Source organism: Streptococcus sp. 3613 (assembly GCF_013277375.1).
Taxonomy (GTDB): domain Bacteria; phylum Bacillota; class Bacilli; order Lactobacillales; family Streptococcaceae; genus Streptococcus; species Streptococcus pseudopneumoniae.
In genome coordinates this window covers 20,854-42,332 of sequence record NZ_VMMV01000043.1, presented here as the reverse complement: position 1 = coordinate 42,332, position 21,479 = coordinate 20,854, and the positions used below count along the sequence as shown (strand labels likewise).

At 38.8% G+C, this 21,479-nt stretch carries 20 protein-coding genes; 11 read left to right on the top strand and 9 right to left on the bottom strand.

Annotated elements, in window-relative coordinates:
• From HT708_RS05560 to HT708_RS05550, 3 genes are all read right to left on the bottom strand, one after another.
• A partial coding sequence (locus HT708_RS05560; RefSeq protein WP_172926094.1) for a restriction endonuclease subunit S occupies positions 1-695 on the bottom strand: 695 nt, incomplete at its 3' end.
• A complete protein-coding gene (locus HT708_RS05555) occupies positions 695-2,158 on the bottom strand; it encodes a class I SAM-dependent DNA methyltransferase (RefSeq protein WP_016397115.1) in 1,464 nt (487 codons plus the stop codon). The genes HT708_RS05560 and HT708_RS05555, both read right to left, overlap by 1 nt.
• 12 nt (positions 2,159-2,170) lie before the next feature.
• The gene (locus HT708_RS05550; protein ID WP_172926093.1) at positions 2,171-4,504 is read right to left on the bottom strand and encodes a DEAD/DEAH box helicase family protein; all 2,334 of its coding nucleotides are present in this window, start codon (positions 4,502-4,504) and stop codon (positions 2,171-2,173) included.
• 607 nt (positions 4,505-5,111) lie between these two features.
• Between HT708_RS05550 and HT708_RS05545 the strand changes: the two genes are divergently transcribed.
• The 6 genes from HT708_RS05545 to dnaJ all read left to right on the top strand — a co-directional run bounded on the left by HT708_RS05545 (position 5,112) and on the right by dnaJ (position 11,491).
• Positions 5,112-5,624 carry a DUF2812 domain-containing protein gene (locus HT708_RS05545; RefSeq protein ID WP_054393179.1) on the top strand — a complete coding sequence of 171 codons (513 nt, stop codon included), beginning with the start codon at positions 5,112-5,114 and terminating at the stop codon, positions 5,622-5,624.
• Positions 5,625-5,784: 160 nt separating this feature from the next.
• Positions 5,785-6,819, top strand: coding sequence for a heat-inducible transcriptional repressor HrcA (hrcA, locus tag HT708_RS05540; RefSeq protein WP_054393181.1), 1,035 nt, complete (start codon positions 5,785-5,787; stop codon positions 6,817-6,819).
• A 26-nt stretch (positions 6,820-6,845) separates the two neighbouring features.
• Positions 6,846-7,370 carry a nucleotide exchange factor GrpE gene (grpE, locus tag HT708_RS05535; RefSeq protein ID WP_054393182.1) on the top strand — a complete coding sequence of 175 codons (525 nt, stop codon included), beginning with the start codon at positions 6,846-6,848 and terminating at the stop codon, positions 7,368-7,370.
• A gap of 476 nt (positions 7,371-7,846) precedes the next feature.
• Positions 7,847-9,670, top strand: a complete 1,824-nt coding sequence (dnaK, locus tag HT708_RS05530; RefSeq protein WP_049493655.1) for a molecular chaperone DnaK — start codon at positions 7,847-7,849, stop codon at positions 9,668-9,670.
• Position 9,671: 1 nt separating this feature from the next.
• Complete coding sequence (locus HT708_RS05525) at positions 9,672-10,073, top strand: hypothetical protein (protein WP_054393183.1); 402 nt, start codon at positions 9,672-9,674, stop codon at positions 10,071-10,073.
• Positions 10,074-10,351: 278 nt separating this feature from the next.
• Complete coding sequence (gene dnaJ, locus HT708_RS05520) at positions 10,352-11,491, top strand: molecular chaperone DnaJ (protein WP_172926092.1); 1,140 nt, start codon at positions 10,352-10,354, stop codon at positions 11,489-11,491.
• Positions 11,492-11,931: 440 nt separating this feature from the next.
• On the opposite strand, the gene HT708_RS05515 is transcribed toward dnaJ, so the two are convergent.
• Complete coding sequence (locus HT708_RS05515) at positions 11,932-12,219, bottom strand: hypothetical protein (RefSeq protein ID WP_000777754.1); 288 nt, start codon at positions 12,217-12,219, stop codon at positions 11,932-11,934.
• Positions 12,220-12,228: 9 nt separating this feature from the next.
• Entirely contained in the window at positions 12,229-12,639 is a 411-nt protein-coding gene (locus HT708_RS05510) for an HIT family protein (protein WP_050082483.1), read from the bottom strand.
• 67 nt (positions 12,640-12,706) lie between these two features.
• Here HT708_RS05510 and HT708_RS05505 point away from each other — a divergent pair, with 67 nt between their 5' ends.
• Both HT708_RS05505 and HT708_RS05500 read left to right on the top strand, forming a co-directional pair.
• Positions 12,707-13,438: an ABC transporter ATP-binding protein gene (locus tag HT708_RS05505; protein ID WP_172926091.1), complete on the top strand. Its 732-nt coding sequence runs from the start codon at positions 12,707-12,709 to the stop codon at positions 13,436-13,438.
• The gene (locus HT708_RS05500; RefSeq protein WP_172926090.1) at positions 13,435-14,484 is read left to right on the top strand and encodes an ABC transporter permease; all 1,050 of its coding nucleotides are present in this window, start codon (positions 13,435-13,437) and stop codon (positions 14,482-14,484) included. The genes HT708_RS05505 and HT708_RS05500 overlap by 4 nt, the downstream gene beginning before the upstream one ends.
• 60 nt (positions 14,485-14,544) lie before the next feature.
• Here the strand turns inward: HT708_RS05500 and HT708_RS05495 are convergent, their stop codons facing one another.
• A complete protein-coding gene (locus HT708_RS05495; protein WP_172926089.1) occupies positions 14,545-14,874 on the bottom strand; it encodes a helicase BlpT in 330 nt (109 codons plus the stop codon).
• A 276-nt stretch (positions 14,875-15,150) separates the two neighbouring features.
• Here HT708_RS05495 and HT708_RS05490 point away from each other — a divergent pair, with 276 nt between their 5' ends.
• The 3 genes from HT708_RS05490 to HT708_RS05480 are packed head-to-tail and all read left to right on the top strand — an operon-like array spanning position 15,151 to position 17,585.
• Positions 15,151-15,489: a LytTR family DNA-binding domain-containing protein gene (locus HT708_RS05490; RefSeq protein ID WP_000682128.1), complete on the top strand. Its 339-nt coding sequence runs from the start codon at positions 15,151-15,153 to the stop codon at positions 15,487-15,489.
• 4 nt (positions 15,490-15,493) lie between these two features.
• Positions 15,494-16,231, top strand: coding sequence for a LytTR family DNA-binding domain-containing protein (locus HT708_RS05485; RefSeq protein ID WP_001219132.1), 738 nt, complete (start codon positions 15,494-15,496; stop codon positions 16,229-16,231).
• Positions 16,232-16,244: 13 nt separating this feature from the next.
• Positions 16,245-17,585, top strand: a complete 1,341-nt coding sequence (locus HT708_RS05480) for a sensor histidine kinase (protein WP_000257455.1) — start codon at positions 16,245-16,247, stop codon at positions 17,583-17,585.
• A gap of 41 nt (positions 17,586-17,626) precedes the next feature.
• Here HT708_RS05480 and blpC read toward each other — a convergent pair whose 3' ends face one another.
• The 3 genes from blpC to blpA are packed head-to-tail and all read right to left on the bottom strand — an operon-like array spanning position 17,627 to position 21,364.
• Complete coding sequence (blpC, locus tag HT708_RS05475; protein WP_000358818.1) at positions 17,627-17,782, bottom strand: quorum-sensing system pheromone BlpC; 156 nt, start codon at positions 17,780-17,782, stop codon at positions 17,627-17,629.
• A gap of 56 nt (positions 17,783-17,838) precedes the next feature.
• Entirely contained in the window at positions 17,839-19,200 is a 1,362-nt protein-coding gene (locus tag HT708_RS05470) for a bacteriocin secretion accessory protein (protein ID WP_172926088.1), read from the bottom strand.
• Positions 19,201-19,210: 10 nt separating this feature from the next.
• On the bottom strand, positions 19,211-21,364 hold the full coding sequence (gene blpA, locus HT708_RS05465; RefSeq protein WP_172926087.1) for a peptide cleavage/export ABC transporter BlpA: 2,154 nt from the start codon (positions 21,362-21,364) through the stop codon (positions 19,211-19,213).
• Positions 21,365-21,479 lie beyond the last annotated feature (115 nt).

Here is a 21,479-nt window from a genome sequence, read left to right as displayed (position 1 = left end):
GGGATTAGAATAGAAGCAACTTTATCACTATTCAAGTTTTTCACAACAGCTCCACTAATTAGAGATAAAAATTGAGAATAAACTACATTTGATGAAAGAATATAGAATAGGTAATCTCTATTTAATGAGTTTTCATAGTTCGAAATAGCCAACCATCCATCGTGTATTGCACCATCAACATTCAAAATATAAGGTCTACCAAAACTCATAGAATTAGTTAACAAAAATGTACCTTTTTTTACAAATCTAGTTTTGTTAAGCCCTGATTTTTTGATTTTTTCTTTAACATTATTTATATACTTTTCACCCTTTTCAGTATCACCTATTTTTATCCAATTTATTCCATCTACTTCGTAAGTAAGATAATCTTTGATTGGTCGTGGAGAGCCACCTCTGACAATTTCAACCAATGTAGAAAACCTCACCCACTCCCAAGTATCAGGAATATCATAAGGAACATCAATTTCTTGAGTACTTCCATCAGCAAACTTCCCATAATGTTTCCCATCATCACCACGAAATATCTCAGTTTCCTTTTTATCTCGTTTGATTTTTCCTTCACTGATAAGTTTTTCTTTTTCAGCTTTAATTCTCTTTAATAATTCACTTGCAGGTTCGTCATTGGGATTTTGCGGCACTAATTTCCCTTCCATCGCTCTTTGGAGAATACTTGCTTTAAGTTGTTCTGGTGTCATTATTTGTCCTCCAACAACTGCAAAATATCAGCTAATACATTATCAATCTTATGATTTAAAGTTGCTCTTTCCGCTTGATAATTCTGAATCAACTCAAAGGGATTTAAGATTTCCTCTTCCTCTTTTGGAAAGCCACACTGGTCTAAATTATAATTCAACTCAGCCAATTCACTAGGTGTAAATGATTTAGATTTGTAGAACTTACCTTCCAGAATCTCTTCACGATTTTCCCACCAGTCACGAACAGGATTGAAGTGTTCTGACTTCATCGGCTTAGTTTTCGAGAAATTTTTATAACCATCTGGCATATCTAAACGATAAAACCAAGTTTCTTCTGTTTTCTTTGTTTTATCAAAGAAAAGAATGTTCGTATGGATTCCTGTATACGGTGCAAAGACACTATGAGGCAACCTAATAATCGTATGCAAGTTGAACTCATCTACCAGTTTTTGTTTCAAGCGAGTTTTTACACCTTCACCAAATAGAAAACCATCAGGTAAAATAACTCCAACACGACCATTTTCTTTCAAACGATACATAATGACAGCCATAAATAAATCAGCTGTTTCAGAACTCCGTAATTCTGCTGGAAAGTTATTTTTTATTGTTTCTAATTCTGACCCTCCAAAAGGTGGATTCATCATAATAATGTCAAATTTTTCATCATCCGTATATTCACGAACATTTTTCTCCAAAGTATTTCCATGAACAATTTTAGGGTCATCAATTTCGTGAAGAAACAGATTTGTAACTGCTAAAAGATGAGGAAATGCTTTCTTTTCAATACCAAAAACAGCTGTATTATATTTTTTGGTATCTTCACTAGTTTTACGTTGACTACTTAAACGGTTCAGAGTCGAAGTCAAGAAGCCTCCTGTTCCGCAAGCAAGGTCTGCCATTGATTCTCCAAGTTTTGGGTTAAGAACTTCGGCAATAAAATCAGTCGCTGCACGTGGCGTATAAAATTCTCCTGAATTTCCAGCATTTTGAATATCTTTAAGAATTTTTTCGTAAATATCATTAAACGAATGACGATCTTCAGGGCTATTGAAATCAACTTCATCAATAACATTGATGACTTGGCGTAACAAGACGCCATTTTTCATATAGTTGTTCGCATCTTCAAAAGCTGATTTAACAATCGTTTTTCGAATAGGCATATTTGAAGTTATTTCAAGCTCTTTCAACTCTTTGAATAACTTGTTATTGACAAAATCAAGTAATTCATCGCCTGTCAATACCCGCTCTCCATTTTGAGCATGAGCCCAATTCCGCCATTTTAATTCCTCTGGGATAATTGACTCATACTCGTCTTCTTCTAATTCCCAAACCATTTCACGGCTATCATAAATTTTTAAGAATAATAACCAAGACATTTGCTCAATACGTTGAGCATCACCATTAACACCAGCATCGTTTCGAGTGATATCTTGAATTCTTTTTACAAATGATGTAATTGACATACTTTCCTTTCATTAAGCTACTGTAAATAGCTCTTTCTCCAATTCTTTAATTGCTTGTAAATATCGTTTTTTATCTCCAAAATAAGTATTGATGATTTTGAAGGTTCCACCATATATCTGAAATTCTGGAAGTTTTAATGTTTCAATGCTTTCGAGTTCTCCAATACCTTTATCCATGTATTTGTCCAGTAAAATTTCCAAAACAGCACGCGCTTCCTCACTATATTTATATAAATATCCGCTTTGTTTGAGTTTATTGATACGTTCCGTTTTGGTTAATTCTTTTTGACCATAGGCAAGTTTTAGGAGTAAATCAAAATCATCGATTTCTTGTTCTGATATTCCCTCCGACTCTCGAATAGCATCTAGATAAACTCCTTTTTTATAAAGTTCGTCTAAGATAAGCTTCTTTTTATCCGCCGTATGCCAAACTGTGATAAAATCGTTCAAAGTGGCGTAGCTACCTAAGATATTCTTCCGAGTGTAGTCGGTCAGGCTTTCGGTAATCAGTTTCCCGTTTTCATCCAATACTTGAACAGTAGAATTAAGAATGGTAACCTGCTTGTCTGTAACGATATATTTTTCTACTGGGTCACCACCTTCGTTTACAAAACCAGGTGTAGTACCATTGTTTGTTTTTGCGCCCGTTTCCAGAACCTTCACTGGTTCACCATCAAAATCAGGGTCAGCAAACAAATTGGTAACATTTCGAAAATCAATAATCGTAAAAAATTCTTTCCCCTTTTGAGGATAAAGACGTGTGCCACGACCAATAATTTGTTTAAATTCAGTCATGGATTGGATATTAGAGTCTAAAACAATCAAACGACATGTTTTAGCATTAACTCCTGTCGTTAATAATTTAGACGTTGTTACAATAGCGGGAAAATTAGAATTGACATCCATAAAGTTATCCAGTTGAGCTTTTCCTTCAGCGTTGTCACCAGTTACTTGCATGACATAACGATAGTCTTCTTGGACTAAGTCTAGATTCTCTTTTACAAGTGCAGCACGCATTCGCTCGGCATGGTCAATATCAATACAAAAAACAATTGTTTTATCAAATCGTGCATTGTTTTGCTTCATATAATCAGAAACAAACTTGGCAACTCTTTGCGTTCTATCATCAATGACAATGGTTTTGTCAAAATCTTTCCTGCCGTAGTACCTATCTTCTATTAATTGTCCGTTAGCATCAACTTTTCCAGTTTCTGGACGATAACCATCCACATCCACATCTAAATTAACCCTCATAACACGATATGGAGCCAAAAAACCATCCTCGATTCCCTGTTTTAAACTATAAGTATAGATTGGCTCACCAAAGTATTCCGTATTGGAAGCATTCTTGGTTTCTTTAGGAGTAGCGGTCATCCCAATCTGTGTCGCAGAACTGAAATAATTAATCACCTTACGCCAGTTACTGTCTTCCTTAGCTGAACCACGGTGCGCTTCATCAATTACGATTAAATCAAAGAAGTCTTTGTCAAATTTTTGATAATGTGTTTCAGTTCCATCTTCACCAGTTAGTTGCTGATAAAGCCCTAGATAAATTTCAAAAGAATTTAATTTTTCAGGAGCAGTCAAAAGTTTTGGTGTAATTTTCGTCATTACCTTTTCGAATGGCCTAAAGTCTTCAGCCATCGTTTGGTCTACTAAGATGTTTCTATCTGCTAAGAATAAAACTCGTTTAGCCAAACCAGCTTTTCGAAGGCGATGAATAATTTGAAAAGCCATGAACGTTTTCCCCGTTCCTGTTGCCATCACAAACATTACTCGTTTTTGTCCTCTGGCAACTGTTTCAATAGTACGGTTGATAGCTATTTGCTGATAATAGCGTGGCGTTTTCATTGAGAAGGCGTCTGTATAGTATGGAGTTGAGATAGCTTCTGTAATTTCGTACGTCAATCCTTTTTCCTTCGTCATACGAGAAAATAATTCTTCACGAGTAGGGAATTCGTCTAACTCCAGCTCACGTTCTTCTCTCGTGATACGGTCGTGTTCAATAAAGCCATCACCATTCGAAGAATAAACAAATGGAACATCTAAAATCTCTCCATATTCAATAGCTTGTTGTAATCCTGCTCGAACGCTGTGTTTATTATCCTTTGCCTCAACAATTGCAATTCGAGTTCCAAATTGGTAATACAGTGAATAGTCTGATTTTTTTCCTTCTTTACGACGAGCCTTATCTCCTCTAACTTCAATTCGACCATCAGTGAAGTATTCTTCGTAAGCGATATGCTCACCATTTTTCCATCCTTTGGCTACAATAGCAGGAGTGATGAAATTTGCTTTAATATCCTCCTCACTCATTTCTTTCTTAGACTTTATAAACTCAACCATATTGAACCCTCCGCATTCTAAAAATCTACTTCTCCATAAAATAAACTATCAGAACAAATTATACTTCTATTATATCACACTTATAAAAATACTCTGCTAAATTGTTGAAAATAAGTATGCAATATATTTTCGCATCGCGTCAGATTATCTCCGCATAACACCGCTATTTTTCACTGTTTTCGGCAGGCGACTTATTATCATTCTATAAGCACTTTCAGTCGGGCTGGTGAGCTATTTTTCAAAAATAAATAATCACATTTAAACATTTTGAAAGTATAAAATATCTACATCAGCCGTTCAAAAACTGGCGTAAATTTTGCCATAATATTTTCGTTTAAATAAAGATTTTTTTATGCCAAACGGATTTTAACGAGGCGGATGCTTCCTATTTTGCTTCTCTTTTTAGCTCTACTACCGGTTTTCTCAAAGTTTGTCAGTGGAGCTAGTTCTTTCAGTTGGGAAGTATTTTTGATTTTCATAATAGATTGGGTTTTATTGATAGTTTTTGCGGTTCAGATTTCTTATATTTTTTGGAGATTGAGTCAAAAGTGGAAAGAATTATCTAATAAATAACACCAGGCATGTTTTCTAATTTTGGGGTAAGACAATGAATAGCAGAGTAGAATTTCGGATTTTCACCATTGTTGATTTGGACAAGGAAGAAGAGTATTTGCATGAGATGCATTTGAAAGGTTGGAGATATAGAACGGGTCGTTTTGGTTTGTTCTATCTTGACCAATGTCAACCAGACGATGTCATCTACCGTATCTATGATTCTAGATTTCTTAAAAAATATAAGCATGAACTGCAAGATTTTAGAAATAGAGGTTGGGAATTGATAGGAGCAGGTTTTTGTTCGATTCTTCGTAAATTGGCTTCTGATATACTTTCAGAGGATCAAGTCTATATGAGTAATAATCTCAGGTGGGAAGTTATGCGATATAGACTTCGTTCATGTGCAGCTACTTTCTTAGGAGGTTTTGTTGTTTGTATGAGTTTGTTTCGAGAAGAACTGTCGCAATCTTTCTTTGTTATTTTTGCTCTATATGCCTTTATGATTTCTTATCTAATCTATGGTTATTTCAGACTAAAAAGTAAATACCGAGTAGATGGAAGGTAGGGTTCTAGGTCTTCAGACTGATTTTTAGCACTCTTGATAAAAGAGTGCTAATTTTTTGAATTTTTATCTTGACATTCTCTTCTAAGGGTGTATAATAGAATCATAAGTTAGCACTTGAACGTATCGAGTGCTAATTTATCAGACAGAGAGGAGTGATGAGATGGTTACAGAGCGTCAGCAGGATATTTTAAATCTGATTATTGACATCTTTACCAAAACGCACGAACCTGTCGGATCCAAAGCCTTGCAAGAGTCTATTAACTCTAGCAGTGCAACCATTCGTAATGACATGGCGGCTCTAGAAAAGCAAGGTTTGCTTGAAAAGGCTCATACTTCAAGCGGTCGGATGCCAAGTATTGCTGGTTTTCAGTACTATGTAAAACACTCACTGGATTTTGATCAACTGGCTGAAAATGAGGTATATGAGATTGTCAAAGCCTTTGATCAGGAATTCTTCAAACTGGAGGATATTCTGCAAGAAGCTGCTAATCTACTGACAGACCTGAGTGGCTGTACGGTAGTGGCACTGGATGTTGAGCCGAGCAGGCAACGTTTGACAGCCTTTGATATCGTTGTTTTGGGGCAACATACAGCCTTGGCAGTATTCACCCTAGACGAGTCGCGAACGGTTACCAGTCAGTTTCTGATTCCAAGGAACTTCTTGCAGGAAGATTTGCTGAAACTGAAGAGTATCATTCAGGAACGTTTCCTCGGGCACACCGTTCTAGATATTCACTACAAGATTCGGACGGAGATTCCGCAGATTATCCAGCGTTACTTTACAACAACGGATAATGTGATTGATCTCTTTGAACATATCTTTAAGGAGATGTTCAACGAAAACATTGTGGTGGCGGGCAAGGTCAATCTCTTGAATTTTGCCAATCTGGCAGCTTATCAGTTCTTTGACCAACCGCAAAAGGTGGCTCTGGAGATTCGTGAGGGGTTGCGTGAAGATCAGATGCAAAATGTCCGTGTTGCAGACAGTCAAGAGTCCTGTCTAGCAGACCTAGCGGTGATTAGTAGCAAGTTCCTCATTCCTTATCGGGGAGTTGGAATTCTAGCCATTATCGGTCCAGTCAATCTGGATTACCAACAGCTAATCAACCAAGTCAACGTAGTCAACCGTGTTTTGACCATGAAGTTGACAGATTTTTACCGCTACCTCAGCAGTAATCATTACGAAGTACATTAAGATTGAAATCATTAAAGGAGGCGAAAATGGCCCAAGATATAAAAAATGAAGAAGTAGAAGAAGTCCAAGAAGAGGAAGTTGTGGAAACGGTAGAAGAAACAACTCCTGAGAAATATGAGTTGGATTTGGCAAATGAACGTGCAGATGAGTTCGAAAATAAATACCTTCGCGCTCATGCGGAAATGCAAAATATCCAACGCCGTGCCAATGAAGAGCGTCAAAACTTGCAACGTTATCGTAGCCAGGACTTAGCAAAAGCAATCTTGCCATCACTCGACAATCTTGAGCGTGCACTCGCAGTTGAAGGTTTGACAGATGATGTCAAAAAAGGATTGGAGATGGTTCAAGAAAGCTTGATTCACGCTTTGAAAGAAGAAGGAATCGAAGAAATCGCAGCTGACGGCGAATTTGACCATAACTATCATATGGCCATCCAAACTCTCCCAGCAGACGATGAACACCCAGCAGATACCATCGCCCAAGTTTTCCAAAAAGGCTACAAACTCCATGACCGCATCCTACGCCCAGCAATGGTAGTGGTGTATAACTAAGATACAAAGCCCGTAAAAAGCTCACAGTAAAAATAGGAGATTGACGAAGTGTTCGATGAACACAAGAAAATCTATCTTTTTTACTCAGAGCTTAGGGCGTGTTCGATTCGGCAATTCTGACGGTAGCTAAAGCAACTCGTCAGAAAATGGCAATCGCTATGGCATTTGCCTAGCCTCCTTATTAACTCGTCGTCGAAATAAAATCGATTTCGACTTCTCGTGTCGCAATTTACATAATAGAAAACTTGTCCGAAACGACAATAAACTATGAAGAAAGATAAGAGGCAAGCCGGAGGCTTGCAAGGAAGATATTTCCCGCCGTGGTAAAAGTTTCAGTAGCTTTTGCTACTGAAATAGGGGATTTTTGAGACAATAGGCTCAAAAATAAGTGATGAAATCCCGAAGGGAGTTGCTCACGTCCCCACCACTTAAGGGAAATATAAAAAAAGAAAATTAACTAACAAGGAGAAAAACACATGTCTAAAATTATCGGTATTGACTTAGGTACAACAAACTCAGCAGTAGCAGTTCTTGAAGGAACTGAATCAAAAATCATCGCAAACCCAGAAGGAAACCGCACAACTCCATCTGTAGTCTCATTCAAAAACGGCGAAATTATCGTTGGTGATGCTGCAAAACGTCAAGCAGTTACAAACCCAGATACAGTCATCTCTATCAAATCTAAGATGGGAACTTCTGAAAAAGTTTCTGCAAACGGAAAAGAATACACTCCACAAGAAATCTCAGCTATGATCCTTCAATACTTGAAAGGCTACGCTGAAGACTACCTTGGTGAAAAAGTAACCAAAGCAGTTATTACAGTTCCAGCTTACTTTAACGATGCTCAACGTCAAGCAACAAAAGACGCTGGTAAAATCGCTGGTCTTGAAGTAGAACGTATCGTCAACGAACCAACAGCAGCAGCCCTTGCTTACGGTTTGGACAAGACTGACAAAGAAGAAAAAATCTTGGTATTTGACCTTGGTGGTGGTACATTCGACGTATCTATCCTTGAATTGGGTGACGGTGTCTTCGATGTATTGTCAACTGCAGGGGACAACAAACTTGGTGGTGACGACTTTGACCAAAAAATCATTGACTACTTGGTAGCAGAATTCAAGAAAGAAAACGGTATTGACTTGTCTACTGACAAGATGGCAATGCAACGTTTGAAAGATGCAGCTGAAAAAGCGAAGAAAGACCTTTCTGGTGTAACTTCAACACAAATCAGCTTACCATTCATCACTGCTGGTGAAGCTGGACCTCTTCACTTGGAAATGACCTTGACTCGTGCGAAATTTGACGATTTGACTCGTGACCTTGTAGAACGTACAAAAGTTCCAGTTCGTCAAGCCCTTTCAGATGCAGGTTTGAGCTTGTCAGAAATCGACGAAGTGATCCTTGTTGGTGGTTCAACTCGTATCCCAGCCGTTGTAGAAGCTGTTAAAGCTGAAACTGGTAAAGAACCAAACAAATCAGTAAACCCTGATGAAGTAGTTGCCATGGGCGCTGCTATCCAAGGTGGTGTCATCACTGGTGATGTCAAAGACGTTGTCCTTCTTGATGTAACACCATTGTCACTTGGTATCGAAACAATGGGTGGTGTCTTCACAAAACTCATCGACCGTAACACAACAATTCCAACATCTAAATCACAAGTCTTCTCAACTGCGGCAGACAACCAACCAGCCGTTGATATCCACGTTCTTCAAGGTGAACGACCAATGGCAGCAGATAACAAGACTCTTGGACGCTTCCAATTGACAGACATCCCAGCTGCACCTCGTGGAATTCCTCAAATCGAAGTAACATTTGACATTGACAAGAACGGTATCGTATCTGTTAAGGCCAAAGACCTTGGAACTCAAAAAGAACAAACAATTGTGATCCAATCGAACTCTGGTTTGACTGACGAAGAAATCGACCGCATGATGAAAGATGCAGAAGCAAACGCTGAAGCAGATAAGAAACGTAAAGAAGAAGTGGACCTTCGTAACGAAGTAGACCAAGCAATCTTTGCGACTGAAAAGACTATCAAGGAAACTGAAGGCAAAGGCTTCGACGCAGAACGCGACGCTGCCCAAGCTGCCCTTGATGACCTTAAGAAGGCGCAAGAAGACAACAACTTGGACGACATGAAAGCAAAACTTGAAGCATTGAACGAAAAAGCTCAAGGACTTGCTGTTAAACTCTACGAACAAGCAGCAGCAGCCCAACAAGCTCAAGCAGGAGCAGAAGGTGCACAAGCAACAGGAAACGCAGGCGATGACGTCGTAGACGGAGAGTTTACGGAAAAATAAGATGAGTGTATTAACAGAAGAGTATCTAAAAAGTACACGAAAACTTTATAATGATTTTTGTGATAAAGCTGATAGTTATGAATCTGCAAAAGATTTTATAGATAATATTCCAGCAGTATATTTGGCTAGATATAGAGAAATTATATTAGCTGAACATGAGAATTGTGTCAAAAATGATGAAGCGGTAAGGAATTTTGTTACTTCAGTATTGTTGTCAGCGCTAGTATCAGCACTAGTATCAGCAACCATACAAAAACCAGAATTTATAATATCGTTTATAATGGGCATGATTTGGGTTGTCGGTGTATTCCTTCTAATCTATTGGAATTTTATAGCAAATACTAAGAAGAGACAAAAATATATAAATATTTCTGTACTTATAGGATATTTAAAATCAAAATAAAGTTAATTTACTTATTTGCAGAGGTTGCAACCCAGCCTCTGTTTTTCGATAAAAAGGGACGGAATATCATTTGTTTGGGTTTTGTCTCATCAATATGAAAGAAAGGAACAAATGTGTTCAGGGAATTGAACACGGGTTCCCAAATTTCTTACTTAATATAACAGAAAGGAATTGAACCCGACCTAAATTCTCGGAAAAAAGATAAATCTGTCTAGGAGCATCGCTCCAGCGTCAGATTTCCTATTTTTCAGTCGAATTTTACGGTCTTGGTATCTTGTATGAACAATACTGAATTTTATGATCGTCTGGGGGTGTCAAAAAACGCTTCGGCAGACGAGATCAAAAAGGCTTATCGTAAGCTTTCGAAAAAATATCACCCAGATATCAATAAGGAGCCTGGTGCTGAGGAAAAGTACAAGGAAGTTCAAGAAGCCTATGAGACTTTGAGTGACGACCAAAAACGGGCTGCCTATGACCAATATGGTGCTGCAGGCGCCAATGGTGGATTTGGAGGCTTCGGTGGTGGAGCTGGCGGTTTCAATGGGGCAGGTGGCTTCGGTGGTTTTGAGGACATTTTCTCAAGTTTCTTCGGCGGAGGCGGTGCTTCACGCAATCCAAATGCTCCTCGCCAAGGGGATGACCTCCAGTATCGTGTGAACTTGACCTTTGAAGAAGCTATTTTTGGAGCTGAAAAAGAAGTTAAATACAACCGTGAAGCAAGCTGTCGTACATGTAATGGCTCAGGTGCTAAGCCAGGAACCAGTCCAGTCACTTGTGGACGCTGTCATGGTGCTGGTGTCATTAACGTCGATACGCAGACTCCGCTTGGTATGATGCGTCGTCAAGTAACCTGTGATGTCTGTCATGGTCGCGGAAAAGAAATCAAAGATCCATGTACAACATGTCACGGAACAGGGCATGAAAAACAAGATCATAGCGTACATGTCAAAATTCCTGCTGGTGTGGAAACTGGTCAACAAATTCGCCTAGCTGGTCAAGGTGAAGCTGGATTTAACGGTGGATCTTATGGTGACTTGTACGTGGTTGTTTCTGTGGAAGCCAGCGATAAGTTTGAACGTGAAGGAACTACTATCTTCTACAATCTCAACCTCAACTTTGTCCAAGCAGCTCTTGGTGACACAGTAGATATTCCAACTGTTCACGGTGATGTTGAATTGGTTATCCCAGAGGGGACTCAGACTGGTAAGAAATTCCGCCTACGTGGCAAAGGAGCTCCGAGTCTTCGTGGTGGTGCAGTTGGTGACCAATATGTTACCGTTAATGTCGTAACACCGACAGGCTTGAACGACCGCCAAAAAGCAGCGCTTAAAGAATTCGCAGCTGCTGGTGATTTGAAAGTCAATCCAAAGAAAAAGGGATTCTTTGACCATATTAAAGATGCCTTTGAAGGAGAATAAAGCAAAAAGAGCTGTCGGGCTCTTTTTACTTTATAGATTTTTTAAGACTTTTCTAAGTAATGACGGACGGTAGCGACCTTCTTTGAAGTTCTATACCTAAACTTTGAGCCTAGGTCTCAAAGTTTCCGGACACCTGAAACCAAGCTGTTTCAGGTGTTTTCATTACGGCGGAAAGCCTGGGAAAGTCTTCAATTTAGTTATGAAATGGTGAATAATACTCTTCAAAAATCTCTTCAAACCACGTCAGCGTCGGCTTGTCGTATATATGTTACTGAATTCGTCAGTTCTATCCACAACCTCAAAACGATGTTTTGAGCAGCCTGCGCCTAGCTTTCTAGTTTGCTCTTTGATTTTTATTGAGTATGAGTTGCCTAAATTATGATGTATAGTTGATGGGATATAACTTGTTTACCTTTTAAAAAAGAGCCGTTGGGCTCTTTTTACTTATCTTCGATTTCCTGTGTTTCTTTAATCACAGCTAGTCTAGTCTGGATATCCTTTTCCAAGACCTTAAACTTGTACGTTAGGTCTTCTTGGTATTCCTTGATGAGTTCTTTTTGTTGGTCGATGATTTGCAGGCTATTTTGGATAATATCTACATCGTCCTTGATAGCTTGAACGCGGTCAGTGGTATTCAAGACTTCATCTGTGATGGTTTGGCGATTTTTTGTGACCAGATAACTTCCAGCTGCAGCTCCTGCAAATAGCAGTAGATTAGATAATTTCATGGCAACTCCTTAGGCGTTTTTGATGGTTTCAGCGACTTGAGCGAGTTTGTCAAAGTCTGGTTCGTGGGCGATAAAATCAATCTTGAGGTCATCGTCCACACTGTAACGAGGCACGAGGTGAACGTGGGTATGAAAGACGGTTTGCCCTGCGATTTCTTCACAGTTGGCAATGATATTCATGCCAGCAGCCTTGGTAGCTTTCATGACTTTTTGAGCAATTGTTGGCACTTGGGCAAAGAGTTGGCTGGCGCTAGTGGCGTCCATTTCCAAAAGATTGCGATAGTGCTCTTTTGGTACGACCAAGGTGTGTCCTGGTGTTACTTGAGAGATATCAAGAAAGGCAAGAACCTGCTCATCTTCATATACTTTTGAAGCAGGAATTTCCCCTGCAATGATTTTACAAAAAATGCAATCTGACATAAAATCTACCTCTACTGTATTGAATTTTGATATAATATAGCTACATTATACCAGATTTGGAGAAAATATGTTAGAAATTAAAAACCTGACAGGTGGCTATGTTCATGTTCCTGTCTTGAAAGATGTGTCCTTTACTGTTGAAAGCGGGCAGTTGGTTGGTTTGATTGGTCTCAATGGTGCTGGTAAATCGACGACTATTAATGAGATTATCGGTCTGTTGACACCTTATAGTGGTTCTATCAATATCAATGGCTTGACCCTGCAAGAAGATGCGACAAGTTACCGCAAGCAAATTGGCTACATTCCAGAAACGCCTAGCCTGTATGAGGAATTAACCCTCAGAGAGCATATCGAAACGGTTGCCATGGCGTATGGTATTGAGCAAAAAGTGGCTTTTGAGCGAGTGGAACCTTTGTTGAAAATGTTTCGTCTGGATCAGAAATTAGACTGGTTCCCTGTTCATTTTTCAAAAGGGATGAAGCAGAAGGTCATGATTATCTGTGCTTTTGTGGTGGATCCAAGTCTCTTTATCGTGGATGAGCCTTTCCTTGGTCTTGATCCGCTGGCTATTGCGGACTTGATTCAGCTTTTGGAAGTGGAAAAGCAAAAGGGCAAGTCCATTCTCATGAGTACCCACGTGCTGGATTCGGCGGAGAAGATGTGTGATGCCTTTGTCATTCTCCACAAGGGTGAGGTGCGTGCTAAGGGAAATCTCCTGCAACTGCGCGAAGCCTTTGGTATGCCTGAGGCTAGTTTGAATGATATCTACTTGGCTCTGACCAAAGAGGAGGAGCTATGAAAGACTTGTTTTTAAAGAGAAAGCAGGCTTTTCGTAAGGAGTGTCTTGGTTATTTGCGCTATGTTCTCAATGATCACTTTGTCTTGTTCCTGCTAGTCCTGCTGGGTTTTCTAGCCTACCAGTACAGTCAACTCTTGCAACATTTTCCTGAAAATCATTGGCCTATCCTTTTATTTGTAGGAATTACCTCTGTTTTACTTTTGCTTTGGGGAGGAATTGCCACCTATATGGAGGCTCCAGACAAGCTCTTTCTCTTGGTCGGAGAAGAGGAAATCAAACTCCATCTCAAGCGTCAAACTGGCATTTCCCTAGCCTTTTGGCTCTTTGTCCAGACTCTTTTCTTGCTGTTATTTGCGCCCTTATTTTTAGCCATGGGTTATGGTTTGCCTGTTTTTCTGGTCTATGTGCTTTTATTGGGAGTAGGTAAATATTTCCTCTTTCGTCAAAAGGCTAGTAAATTTTTCACGGAAACTGGACTGGACTGGGACTATGTCATTTCCCAAGAAAGCAAGCGTAAGCAAGTTTTGCTTCGTTTCTTTGCCCTTTTTACGCAGGTCAAGGGAATTTCAAACAGCGTCAAGCGTCGTGTCTATCTGGACTTTATCCTAAAGGCCGTTCAGAAGGCGCCTGGGAAGATTTGGCAAAATCTCTATCTGCGTTCTTATCTGCGAAATGGAGACCTCTTTGCCCTCAGTCTTCGTCTTCTCTTGCTTTCCATACTGGCGCAGGTCTTTATCGAGCAAGCTTGGATTGCGACAGCAGTGGTAGTTCTCTTTAACTACCTCTTGCTCTTCCAGTTGCTGGCTCTCTATCACGCCTTTGACTACCAGTATTTGACCCAACTCTTTCCACTGGACAAGGGGCAAAAGGAAAAAGGCTTGCAGGCTGTAGTCCGAGGGTTGACCAGTTTTGTTTTACTGGTGGAATTAGTTGTTGGGCTGATTACCTTCCAAGAAAAACTAGCCCTTCTAGCCTTGCTAGGAGCTGGTTTGGTTTTACTAGTCTTGTACCTACCTTATCAGGTAAAACGTCAGATGCAGGACTAAGATGCTTATATGACACTAAAAAAGAAGTTGAGTTCAGTTTGTCTCAACTTCTTTTATTTTCTACAAGATAATGGTTGGTCCGTAGAGACTCAACTTGGTCTTGACTTGGTCAAAGTGGAAGCGGTCATAGGCTCGCCAAGCAGCGCGAGTTGGAGCATCTGGATCAAGAGCGCTGAGTCCCATGAGAAGACTGGAAGTCTGGTAAAATTTTTCCAGTTCAATCAAGAATCGATTATCCACTGTCTCAGCCTTGGCTAGAAAACCAAGAATAGAGTCTAATTGCTCTTGAAAGCGGACATCGTCAGCGGTTGCCTGTTTGCATGCTTGGTAGGCTTTGTTTAAGTCACTAATCAAAGTCTGAGCTCTTTTGATAGGGTCTGTATCTGTCATGAGAATTCCTCCTTTAATCTGGGTGCCAGTCTTGTTTCTAGCAACTGTGTTTTGATACTGTTAGTCTATCACTTTTATCTCCTTTTTCACCTTCAAATCTTTAATTGTCCTTGAAATGTCTTGAATTGCGCTGAGTGAATTTTATGATAAAATAGTTGTAAGCTCGTCATGATGTTGTAGAAAAATAGTCCTTTTAGGAGTTTTCAAAGACTGTTTAGGATTGGGTGCGCTTGTGTGAGAACTTTTCTGTTATTCTTTTCTTAGGAGGAGAATCCAATGAAACATATGATTATTCAGACACAGAAAACAGTTTATAAAGTAAACATCGACGATGTCTACTATATCCAAACACATCCAACTAAAGCCCATACTGTACAGATTGTTACAGAAGAAGCTAGTTTTAATATGGTTCAAAATTTAAGTGATCTTGAGAACCAATATGGGAAAACCTTGATGAGATGTCATCGAAATTGTTTGGTCAATCTTGATAAAGTGAAATCGATTGATTTTCAAGAAAGAATCCTTTTTCTCGGAGAAGAAGGTCAATACGCTGTCAAGTATGCCAGACGTCGCTATAGAGAAATTCGTCAAAAATGGTTGAAAGAAGGAGAGTAGGAAGATGAGAATATTTGTTTTGGAAGATGATTTTTCCCAACAGACTAGGATTGAAACGACGATTGAGAAACTTTTGAAAGAACATCATATCATTCCCAGCTCTTTTGAGGTCTTTGGTAAGCCAGACCAGCTACTGGCAGAGGTGCATGAGAAGGGCGCACATCAGCTATTCTTTTTGGATATTGAGATTCGAAACGAGGAGATGAAGGGGCTAGAAGTGGCTAGAAAGATTCGAGATCGGGATCCATATGCCCTGATCGTCTTTGTGACGACTCACTCGGAGTTTATGCCCCTGTCCTTTCGCTACCAAGTGTCTGCTTTGGACTATATTGATAAGGCCCTTTCGGCAGAGAAGTTTGAATCTCGTATCGAGACAGCCCTCCTCTATGCCAATGGTCAAGACAGTAAAAGTCTGGCGGAAGATTGCTTTTATTTTAAATCAAAATTTGCTCAATTCCAGTATCCTTTTAAAGAGGTTTACTATCTCGAAACGTCCCCAAAATCTCATCATGTTATTCTCTATACCGAGACGGACAGACTGGAATTTACAGCGAGTTTAGAGGAGATTCTCAAGCAGGAGCCTCGTCTCCTGCAGTGCCATCGCTCTTTTCTTATCAATCCAGCAAATGTGGTGCATTTAGATAAGAAAGAAAAACTGCTTTTCTTTCCCAATGGTGGAAGCTGTCTAATCGCGCGTTATAAGGTCAGGAAAGTGTCTGAAGCTATCAATAACTTACACTGATTAAGGAGAAATTATGGCTGTTGCTTGGATATTGTTGTATACGCTTGTTATTAATGGACTAGAAATTGTCATTTTCTTTAAGGTAGATGGAATTGGTCTCACTTTTGAGAGGATTTTCAAAGCTTTTCTTCTGAAATTTCTTCTAGGAGCCATTTTTGCGACTTTTCAATTTTTGGATGTAAGTGAATATTTGTCCTATTTTATAGAACCTTTGTTCGGTATAGGTCTATCTTTCTTATTGTTAAGAGGGCTTCCTAAAAAAATCCTTATTTTTTATGGTCTCTTCCCAATGATATTAGTAGAGCTCTTTTACAGAGGTGTTTCCTATTTTGTGCTTCCATTTTTGGGGCAAGGAATTGTAGATGGGGATGGCAATCCTATCTTTGTATTGATTATGATATTCGTTTGCTTCATAGTTTTAGTCTTTTTGAAATGGTTAGACTATGATTTCACTAGATTGAGAAAGGAGTTTCTCGATAAAGGTTTTCAAAAGTCTCTTACTAAGATTAACTGGGTAATGGGGTCTTATTATCTAGTGATGCAAAGTCTATCTTACCTTGAATATGAACAAGGTATTCAATCAAAGACTGTTCGCCATCTGATTCTAGTGTTTTACCTCCTCTTTTTTATGGGGGTTATCAAGAAATTAGATACCTATTTGAAGGACAAACTCCATGAGAGATTGGACCAAGAGCAGGCCTTGCGCTATAGAGATATGGAACGCTATAGTCGGCATATAGAGGAGCTTTACAAGGAAGTACGGAGTTTTCGCCATGACTACACCAACCTCTTGACTAGTTTACGTCTGGGTATTGAAGAGGAGGATATGGAGCAGATAAAAGAGGTCTACGGCTCCGTCTTAAAAGATTCCAGTCAGAAATTGCAGGACAATAAATATGACCTTGGGCGATTGTTGAATGTTCGGGACCGCGCCCTCAAAAGTCTCCTAGCAGGGAAATTTCTAAAAGCTAGAGAAAAGAACATTGTCTTTAATGTTGAAGTTCCTGAGGAGATTCAGGTTGAGGGGATGAGCCTACTTGATTTTCTAACCATTGTGTCTATCCTTTGTGATAATGCTATTGAAGCCAGTGCAGAGACTAGTCAACCTCATGTTTCAATTGCCTTTTTTAAAAATGGAGCACAGGAGACCTTTATCATTGAAAACTCCATCAAAAAAGAGAGCATAGATATTTCTGAAATCTTCTCCTTTGGAGCCAGTTCTAAAGGGGAGGATAGAGGAGTTGGTCTCTATACCGTCATGAAGCTTGTGGAAAGCCATCCCAATACCAGTCTAAATACCACCTGCCAAAATCAAGTATTTCGTCAGGTGTTTACTATAATACATACAGAATGATAAAAAATAAGACCGAGAGTGCTTGTTTCTCGGTCTTATTTTTATAGCTGAATAGGTAGTTCAAGTGCTTTTGTGATTTTAAATTTACCTAAAATTGTTTCATGTAAGAGTTCTTCCCACCATCCTCCACCTGTAATCTGGTTGAGTTCAGTAGTTGTTAGTTTTTGAAATGAAGTTAGGTTTTGTTTCTTATCCATGTTATGATTCTCCTTTTTGATAAGATAATAAATAGTTATAGAGTGTTATCTGAAAATTAATCAGAATGGGTTAAAATTTTATCTTTGAAATAATCAAAATATGTTTTCTTTGCAGTTACACTAGTGACGCGACCTTGTAAGCCATATTGGATAAGTTTACTATCCTCATTAGATAGTTTTGCAAGAGCGGTTAATTTAAAGAGATTACCTTGCTCTGTTCTGGTAGGAGTTTGGTCAATTGTCTGAAGTTGGCCGATGATGGTAATGCCGTGATTTCCAATCTTCTCCAGTTTTAATCTTACAGTTTGTCCTTTATCTAGTAGAGGTAGATAGTCAGAAGATACGTAGTAAGTGATTAGTACTTCTCTTGTATCTGTGATGACAGGGAATATTTGAGCAATTTCTGTACCAGTTGGAATTCTATTTTTACCTTCAAATTCGCTGTTCAGATGAACGATACCTTTATTTGGGGCGGTTAAGGTATTGTTTTCTAAGCGCTGTGTCGCTTGATCTAGCTGTACTTTTAATTCTGTTAATTGGTTCTCCACGGTTAGTTGTTGCTGAGAAGCTGTCTGTAAAAACTGAGTGCGGAGTACTTCAATTTTGGTTGCTAAACTATTATCATAAGTTGCTACACTTCCGATACCAGCTTGCTGAATTTTGAGGCTTGCGATAGATGATTCAAGACCTGCAATACTTTGATTAATTTGAGATAAAAATGGCTCCTCTGCAGTTCCTTGTGTTTGTCCTTGTGAGGCTACAAGATAACGATTCAAAATTGACTGGTGCGGATTGCCAGTTGGTAAGCGAGCCCTTTTATTTATGATAGTATCTCTCAATTCTCGATATTCTCCAATTTGTTGTTGAACTTTTGTAATTTCTTGTTCGATGGCTGATGAACTGCTATTGGCAAGATTAGCTTGATTTGAAACCTCAGTGTTAGTCTTTGTGATACCCAGTTCAATATCATGAGCTTGTTTAGTAAAATTCCTAAAGGTATTATGGTAGCCAAATTCATCCTCGCCAGAAAAAAGATCAGTCGCTTTTTCTAAGCTTTGTTTCAAAATTCCAAGTCCTTCTTTTTGCTTCTCAAGTCTTTGTAATTGAGTTTCTAAGGCAGTTTTCTGACTTTCTTCCATTGTTTCAGAGTATTTGATGAGTAAGTCACCTTTTTCAACTACTTGATTTGCCACTAAATGATTAGCAAGGATAGGATTATCACTGGTTGACTGAATGGATGCAATGACACTTGTAGGGGCGATTTCTCCTTGGGAAGTAACAGTAATTTCTTTTGTGGCAACAAGGGAGAAAATCAAGATGAAAGTAAATAGTAATGAAAGAGGTATAATTAACATTGTCGCATAGTTATGGTAACGTCTCTGATAAAACTCGACGCTTCTAAAAAGATTAGGATTCATGACATTCTCCTTATTTATTGAACAGATGATGGTAGAAGCCTTGCGCCTGCATTAACTCTTGGTGACTACCAACTTCAATGATTTTCCCCTGGTCAAGAACAATGACACGGTTGGTTCGTTCGGCTATACTGAGACGATGGGCTACAAAGAGAATGGTTTTATCAGTTAGGGACATAAGATTATCTATAACTTTTTTCTCAGTCAAGACATCAAGACCGCTAGTAGCTTCATCTAGTATTAGAACAGGAGCTTTAGTTAAAAGAGCACGAGCGAGGGCTATTCGTTGCTTTTGTCCTCCTGATAGACCAGCTCCATCAGAGAGCTGAGTTTGATAGCCCATAGGCATTCTTTCAATGTCTTGACGGATTTCAGCTAATTCACAAGCTCTTAGAATATCTTCTTGGCTAATCATATGATTACCGCCCAAGGTTAAGTTTTCCAAGATAGAGCCATTAAAGATATAGGCTTGTTGAGGTAGGTAATTAATATGACGGCGCAAGACTTTTTTATAAATGTTTTTAATATCCTGATGATTGATGGAAATATGTCCTTTGTAAGGTTCAAAGAAATTGACAATCATTTTGGCTAAAGTTGTTTTACCAGAACCACTAACTCCAACTAGGCTAACCTTATCTCCTTGTTTAATCGTGAGATTAATATCTGTTAAGGTATCTCGTCCAAAACCATACTTATAAGAAAGGTCATCAAATTCAATATCGCCCATCAAAAAATGTGAATGAACAGGGTTTTCTTGAACTTTAAATTCAGATTCGACTAGATAGACTTCGTTCAAACGGTTATTAGCAACCTTCGCAGATTGGAGTTTGGTTTGGAGGTTGATAATATTTTCCATAGGAGTTGTAAAGTAAGAAAGAAGTGTGTTAAAGGTAATCAGCTGACCGATAGAAATTTTACTCGACATGACTAATTGAGCGCCAAACCATAGGATAAGGATATTCAGAACTAATTTTGTTCCCTGCTTTAAACTCGTTTGTAAAATAGAATATTTACTGAGCTTAAAGGATTTTTCCAAATAATCTACAAATTCGCTGTCTATATTTTGATAGCGATTTTCTTCACTCGTGAGCGACTTGATAGTTTCAATCCCGTTGATATCTTCGATAATGGCAGAGCTAACCATAGAATTACTTTGCATGACATCATGGTTCATTTTTTCGAAAGGCTTCATAAAAGAAAAGATGATGAACATGTATATAGGAATGGAAATAAGAGAAAGAAGGAAGAGATTAGGGTTTTGTGCCAGTAAGACTCCCCCTACAAGAATCAGAATGGAAACATCCAGAAAAAGAGAAAGAATGGTAGAAGCCAAGGCATCTATAATAGAGTTAGCATCTGTGAACCGTGAAATGATTTCTCCTGTACGGCGTGTCGCAAAGAAAGACATAGGAAGTTCAAAAATATGGCGAATATAGGATAAAATCACATCGATACTTAATCTCTGACTCAGAACAGTTAGGAGATAATCTCTGGAGAAGCCCATGACTTGTTGGAGGATATAGGTGATAACCAGACCAACTGAGACGATTCCTAAAGTTGATTTCATCTGATTTGGAATGTATTCATCCAAGATTCCTTGAAGATAATAAGAACCACCTATATTGATAATCGTGACCAATAAGCTTGAGAGAACGATGTAAGCAATGAGAGATTTTTGTTTGAAAATCAGAGGAAGGAAGCTTAGTAGACCATTCTTTTTATCTTTATGGGGTTGATAGCTGGGTTTGGGAGCTAGAAAAATAGCTACTCCAGTCCATTCAGAGAAAAAGCGTTCTTTTGACATTTTAGTGATTTTTACAGAAGGGTCAGGATCACCAATAATCAGATAGTCTTTCTTTGTTTGATAGACAACATAGTAATGTTGGAGTTTTCCTTCTTTGTTAACGTGAACGATAAATGGATAGGGGACATCACTCATGTCAAAGAGCGTTTTATCTGCTTGGACAGGTCTTGTTTCAAAGCCCATTTCATCAGCGGCTTTTACAATGCCAAGAGCAGTCGTTCCTTCTTTATTGGTCTTTGCAAGTTCTCTCAAGTGAGCTAGAGAAAAATCTGAACCATAGAATTTAGCAATCGAGGCTAAGGCAGCAACACCGCAGTCTCTAGCATCTATTTGAGGAACAAATGTACGTTTATAAGAAGTCATTGGCAATTCCTTTCATATAGTAGATAGGTATATTATGCCATAAAAATAAGTTCATATTTTATGAAATCTTGAATAGTCATTGAAAGTTCCTGAATGGTAAAAAAAGTGATTAGAA

Coding starts and splice junctions, on each gene's coding strand:
- HT708_RS05555 (WP_016397115.1), bottom strand. CDS start 2,158: ATGTCAATTACATCATTTGTAAAAAGAATTCAAGATATCACTCGAAAC.
- HT708_RS05550 (WP_172926093.1), bottom strand. CDS start 4,504: ATGGTTGAGTTTATAAAGTCTAAGAAAGAAATGAGTGAGGAGGATATT.
- HT708_RS05545 (WP_054393179.1), top strand. CDS start 5,112: ATGAATAGCAGAGTAGAATTTCGGATTTTCACCATTGTTGATTTGGAC.
- hrcA (WP_054393181.1), top strand. CDS start 5,785: ATGGTTACAGAGCGTCAGCAGGATATTTTAAATCTGATTATTGACATC.
- grpE (WP_054393182.1), top strand. CDS start 6,846: ATGGCCCAAGATATAAAAAATGAAGAAGTAGAAGAAGTCCAAGAAGAG.
- dnaK (WP_049493655.1), top strand. CDS start 7,847: ATGTCTAAAATTATCGGTATTGACTTAGGTACAACAAACTCAGCAGTA.
- HT708_RS05525 (WP_054393183.1), top strand. CDS start 9,672: ATGAGTGTATTAACAGAAGAGTATCTAAAAAGTACACGAAAACTTTAT.
- dnaJ (WP_172926092.1), top strand. CDS start 10,352: ATGAACAATACTGAATTTTATGATCGTCTGGGGGTGTCAAAAAACGCT.
- HT708_RS05515 (WP_000777754.1), bottom strand. CDS start 12,219: ATGAAATTATCTAATCTACTGCTATTTGCAGGAGCTGCAGCTGGAAGT.
- HT708_RS05510 (WP_050082483.1), bottom strand. CDS start 12,639: ATGTCAGATTGCATTTTTTGTAAAATCATTGCAGGGGAAATTCCTGCT.
- HT708_RS05505 (WP_172926091.1), top strand. CDS start 12,707: ATGTTAGAAATTAAAAACCTGACAGGTGGCTATGTTCATGTTCCTGTC.
- HT708_RS05500 (WP_172926090.1), top strand. CDS start 13,435: ATGAAAGACTTGTTTTTAAAGAGAAAGCAGGCTTTTCGTAAGGAGTGT.
- HT708_RS05495 (WP_172926089.1), bottom strand. CDS start 14,874: ATGACAGATACAGACCCTATCAAAAGAGCTCAGACTTTGATTAGTGAC.
- HT708_RS05490 (WP_000682128.1), top strand. CDS start 15,151: ATGAAACATATGATTATTCAGACACAGAAAACAGTTTATAAAGTAAAC.
- HT708_RS05485 (WP_001219132.1), top strand. CDS start 15,494: ATGAGAATATTTGTTTTGGAAGATGATTTTTCCCAACAGACTAGGATT.
- HT708_RS05480 (WP_000257455.1), top strand. CDS start 16,245: ATGGCTGTTGCTTGGATATTGTTGTATACGCTTGTTATTAATGGACTA.
- blpC (WP_000358818.1), bottom strand. CDS start 17,782: ATGGATAAGAAACAAAACCTAACTTCATTTCAAAAACTAACAACTACT.
- HT708_RS05470 (WP_172926088.1), bottom strand. CDS start 19,200: ATGAATCCTAATCTTTTTAGAAGCGTCGAGTTTTATCAGAGACGTTAC.
- blpA (WP_172926087.1), bottom strand. CDS start 21,364: ATGACTTCTTATAAACGTACATTTGTTCCTCAAATAGATGCTAGAGAC.